This window comes from Streptomyces capoamus, assembly GCF_014654935.1.
In the GTDB taxonomy this organism is placed as follows: domain Bacteria; phylum Actinomycetota; class Actinomycetes; order Streptomycetales; family Streptomycetaceae; genus Streptomyces; species Streptomyces capoamus.
This window is the reverse complement of the sequence record NZ_BNBF01000008.1, coordinates 64589-69211: the sequence shown is the minus strand read 5'-3', so window position 1 is coordinate 69211 and position 4623 is coordinate 64589. Positions and strand designations below refer to the sequence as shown.

Below are 4623 nucleotides of genomic sequence, written 5' to 3'. Positions count from 1 at the left end.
GAGACGGGGTCGGTGCCGAAGCCGACGGTGGCGCCGAGGAGGCCGGTGCGGACGTGCGGTATGTCCGCCACCCAGTCGCCGGTGCCGCGCGCCGCCCAGATCCGGGCGCGGGTGTGCAGGGCGGCGGCGGAGTCCGCGGTGGTGCCGGGGCTGCCGACGAGGGCGATGTCGTCCGCGTCCAGGCCGGGGGCGGCCCGGGCGCAGACCACCGTGCCGTAGGAATGGCACAGGACGGAGAAGTGGGCATCGGCCGGGGTCAGGGTGCGCAGCCGGTGGACGAGGGCGCGCAGGCGGGGGGCGGCCTCGCCGGCGCGGGTCGCGGTGGTCACGGTGGTGCTGACCGTGGCCGGGGTCTCGTAGCCGAGCCAGGCGACGACGGCGACGCGGGTGTGGCGGCGGGACAGTTCCCCGTACAGGGACGCGGCGGCCCGGTGGAAGCGGGCGTAGGTGTCCAGGGAGGTGTCCGAGCCGGGGACCAGGACGGCCACGTGCCGTGCGCGCGTGAGGTCGCCGAGGACCTCGGTGGCCAGGCCCTCTCCCCGGCCGTCGAACGCGAGGAGCCGGCGCGCCGGGGAGGCGAGGGAGCGGTCCGCCGCGGCGCGGTGGGGGTCGCCGTGGGCGGCGGCCATGCGGGCGGCCTCGGCGGCGTTCTCCCGGTTCGCCCGGTAGGCGGCGTGCAGGGTGGCCGGGGTGAGGGGCACCACGGGGGCGGCCGGGGGCGGGGCGGGGATCCCGGGGCGGGCCGCGCCGGCGAGGGGGATGACTATCGCGGCGGTCAGGAGGGCGGACAGGAGGGCACGCAGGGGGCGGGGGCGCGCGGGGGGCACGGAGTCGCGTGACCGTGCGGCGCGGCGGTGACCCGCCACCGGACCGCGCCGGGCCCTGCCCCGCTGTGCCGTCGGGAGGGGGTGGGTGCGGCTGGGATGGGGGTGCCCCATGGGTGGCTTCCTTTCCGGGGCCCGGGTGGCGGGCCTGCGTGGGAAGGAAGTTACGGAGCGGGGAGCGTCGTCGGCGTCCCGCTGGGGAGCTGTCCCCGGGGGTAGCTCTCAGGTATGACGGGTAGCACCGCGGTCGGCCCGCGGCAGGCGGAACCCCGGGGCCTACCAGGCCAGTTGGGCGATCTCCTCCGCCACCACCGCGCAGGCGTCGGCCGCCGGGTCGATCAGCGGGAAGTGGCCCACGTCCTCCAGCAGGGTCAGCCCGGCCGTCTCGCCCGCCTTCGCCGCCGCGTCCGCGTACGACTCGGCGACCTGCTGCGGCACCACCAGGTCGGCACGGCCCTGGACCAGGGTCGTGGCGATGCCCGTCGGCAGCAGCAGCACCGGGTCGGCGTACGGGCGGCGCGGGGCGAAACCGTCCTGCCCGCCGAGGAGTTGCAGCGCCGCGTGCTCACAGACGCCCAGCTTCTCCGCCACCTCGAAGTCCGCGAGGGGGGCGAGCGCGACGACACCGCGCAGCGGCGCCGGGCCGTCCGTGCGCCAGGGGGCGTCCGCGGGCAGGACATGGCGGGCCGCCGCCCACAGCGCCAGGTGGCCGCCCGCCGAGTGTCCGGTCAGGACCGTACGGCGGGGGTCCGCCTGCGGCAGCGCCGCGCGGACCAGCGCGGGCAGGGCGTCCAGGGCCGCCGCGACGTCGTCGAAGGTGTCGGGCCAGCGCCCGGCCGGCGGTGTCCCGTCGGCCGCGGCCCCCTCGGCGCCGCCCCGGCGGTACTCGACGTTGGCCACGGCGAAGCCCCGGCGGGCCAGGTGGTCGGCGAAGGGCGTGATGTGGCGGCGGTCGTAGCGGGCGCGCCAGGCGCCGCCGTGCAGGACCACCACCAGCGGGGCCGGGGAGGCGGTGTGCGGGCCGGGGCGGGGAGCGTAGAAGTCGATCACCTGGTCGGGGTGGTCACCGTAGGCGGCCGTGGTGTCGGGACCGACCGGGGAGTGCGAGAAGGCCGACTCCTCCTCGGCGGCGGCGCGGGCTGCTGCGGCGTCGTCCGGCATGCTCCAACCTCTCAGCGACAGGACACGTTCGGCGGGACCAGGCGGGAGGTCTCGGTCGTTGGCCGGGACGGTACCAGGACGGTGACGTGCGGGAACACCGGCATGTCCGCACGGTGAGGGCGGGCGGCCACGGGGACGGGCGGGCTCCCGCGCCGGGCGGCGCGGGAGCCCGCCCCCCAGGCCTCCGCTAGGCCAGCTCCTCCCCCAGCACCCGGGCCGCCCGCTCCACGTCCCGGAAGCCCGTGTACAGCGGGGTGAAGCCGAAGCGGAGCACGTCGGGGTGCCGGAAGTCCCCCACCACGCCGCGGGCGATCAGGCGCTTCATCACCTCGCCCGCGTCCGGGCAGCGCAGGGCGATCTGGCTGCCCCGCTCCGCGTGCCGCTCGGGGGTCACGCACTCCACCCGCCCGGGCTCGGTGTACTCGGCCACGCACCGCAGGAAGAAGTCCGTCAGCGCCAGGGACTTGGCGCGGACGGCGGCGACGGAGACTCCGTCCCAGACGTCGAGGGCGGCCTCGAGCGCCAGCAGGGACAGGATGTCCGGCGTGCCGACCCGGCCGCGCACCGCGCCCGCCGCCGGGCGGTAGGACGGGTCCATGCCGAACGGCTCGGCGTGCGAGTTCCAGCCGGGCAGCGGGGAGTCGAAGCGGTCCTGCAGACCCTTGCGCACGTACAGGTACGCCGGTGAACCCGGGCCGCCGTTCAGGTACTTGTAGGTGCAGCCCACCGCGAGGTCGACGCCGTGCTCGTCCAGTCCCACCGGCAGCGCGCCCGCGCTGTGGCACAGGTCCCAGACCGCGAGCGCGCCGGCGGCGTGGACGGCGGCGGTGAGCGCCGGCAGGTCGTGCAGCCTGCCGGTGCGGTAGTCGACGTGGTTGAGCAGCACGGCGGCCGTGCGGTCGCCCAGCGCCCCCGGCACCTCGGCCGGGGTGACCGGGCGCAGCGTACGGCCGGTCAGCCGGGCCGCCGACTCGGCGATGTAGCCGTCCGTGGGGAAGGTCGTCGCGTCCACCAGGAGTTCGTCCCGGCCGGCGTCCGCCATGCGGATGGCGGCGACCAGCGCCTTGAAGACGTTGACGCTGGTCGAGTCGCCGACGACGATCTGGCCGGGGGCCGCGCCGACGAGCGGGGCGATCCGGTCGCCGATCCGCTCGGGCGCCGTCCACCAGCCGCTCTCCTCCCAGGACCGGATGCGCAGGTCGCCCCACTGGCGGCGGACGACGTCCGCGACCCGGTCGGGGACGTGCGCGGGCAGGGCGCCCAGGGAGTTGCCGTCCAGGTAGACCACGTCGTCGAGGACGAAACGGTCGCGCAGCGGGGCCAGTTCGTCGGCCTGGTCCAGCTCCTTCGCGAGCAGGGTCGGCTCAGACATGGGACCTCGCCGTCCACAGCTCGGGGAAGACGTTCTTGCGGGCGCGCTTCTCCAGCCAGGCCACGCCGGCGGAACCACCGGTGCCCGCCTTGGCGCCCATCGCGCGGCGGGTGGCGACCAGGTGGTCGTTGCGCCAGCGCCAGACCAGTTCGGCCACGTCGGTCAGCGCCTCGCCGAGCCGGGCCAGCTCGTCGCCCTCGTCGCCCGCGTAGACGGCGGTCCAGGCGGCCTCGACGGCCTCCGAGGGCTCGTACCGCCGGGTGACGTCCCGGTGCAGCACGGAGGCGGGCACGGCGTGGCCGCGGCGCGCGAGGAGCCGGACCACCTCGTCGTACAGGCTCGGCTCGTGCAGGGCCTTCTCCAGTTCCGCGTGGACGCGGGGGGCACCGCGGTGCGGTACGAGCATGGAGGCGGACTTCTCGCCGAGCAGGAACTCCAGGCGCCGGTACATCGCCGACTGGAAACCGGAGCCCTCGCCGAGCGCGCTGCGGTACGAGTTGAACTGGGCCGGTGTCAGCTGGCCGAGCGGCTTCCAGGAGGCGTTCAGGGCCTCCAGTTCCCGCACGGAGCGCTTCAGCGCGGCGATCGCGGTGGGCACGTCGTCCGAGCGGAGCGCCCGGGCGGCGGTCTCCCACTCGTGCACGATGACGGTGAACCACAGCTCCATGACCTGGGTGGTCACCAGGAAGACCATCTCTCCGGGGTCGTCGGAGAGGGTGTGCTGGAGGTGGGTGAGGACGTCTGCCCTGACGTAGTCCTCGTACGGCGTCGTCCCCGCGAAATCGAGATTCGGGGTCTCGGGCTCAGCGGCCTCAGGAAGGGGGTGAGCCTGTTGGGACATCGCTGTCTCCTGTTGTTACTCCGGGTAGCGGTCCGCCCCTGCCGATGCCGGCACGGGGGCCCCGGTCCCCACCCCGCAATCCTGCGCAATGCCCCGGCGTACGGCAAGGCCCGCCTGCTGCCAGACGGGCCACACCGGTGACTCCCCTCCGGTCAGCCCAGGGTCTGGGCCGCCGCCGGCGAGGAGTCCTTCAGGAACTGGGTGCAGCGCTCGTACTCGTCCTGCTCACCGATCGCCTGCGCGGCGCGGGCGAGGGCGTGCAGGGCGCGCAGGAAGCCGCGGTTCGGCTCGTGCTCCCAGGGGACGGGGCCGTGGCCCTTCCAGCCGCTGCGGCGCAGGGCGTCCAGGCCGCGGTGGTAACCCGTACGGGCGTAGGCGTACGACTCCACGACCGAGCCCCGCTCGAACGCATCGTCGGCCAGCTG

At 75.7% G+C, this 4623-nt stretch carries 5 protein-coding genes; all 5 read right to left on the bottom strand.

The features are described from left to right. A partial coding sequence (locus IE312_RS14905) for an alpha/beta hydrolase (RefSeq protein WP_189981950.1) occupies positions 1-938 on the bottom strand: 938 nt, incomplete at its 3' end. Between the two features lie 162 nt (positions 939-1100). Further along, positions 1101-1985: an alpha/beta hydrolase gene (locus IE312_RS14900; RefSeq protein ID WP_189981948.1), complete on the bottom strand. Its 885-nt coding sequence runs from the start codon at positions 1983-1985 to the stop codon at positions 1101-1103. A gap of 187 nt (positions 1986-2172) precedes the next feature. After that, complete coding sequence (kynU, locus tag IE312_RS14895; RefSeq protein WP_189981946.1) at positions 2173-3357, bottom strand: kynureninase; 1185 nt, start codon at positions 3355-3357, stop codon at positions 2173-2175. Further along, positions 3350-4198, bottom strand: a complete 849-nt coding sequence (locus IE312_RS14890) for a tryptophan 2,3-dioxygenase family protein (RefSeq protein WP_189981944.1) — start codon at positions 4196-4198, stop codon at positions 3350-3352. Before IE312_RS14890 ends, kynU begins: the two co-directional genes overlap by 8 nt. A gap of 152 nt (positions 4199-4350) precedes the next feature. Continuing rightward, positions 4351-4623, bottom strand: a 273-nt coding sequence (locus IE312_RS40110) for a DUF3151 domain-containing protein (protein WP_229899767.1), incomplete at its 5' end; no start/stop codon positions are given.

Coding starts and splice junctions, on each gene's coding strand:
- IE312_RS14900 (WP_189981948.1), bottom strand. CDS start 1,985: ATGCCGGACGACGCCGCAGCAGCCCGCGCCGCCGCCGAGGAGGAGTCG.
- kynU (WP_189981946.1), bottom strand. CDS start 3,357: ATGTCTGAGCCGACCCTGCTCGCGAAGGAGCTGGACCAGGCCGACGAA.
- IE312_RS14890 (WP_189981944.1), bottom strand. CDS start 4,198: ATGTCCCAACAGGCTCACCCCCTTCCTGAGGCCGCTGAGCCCGAGACC.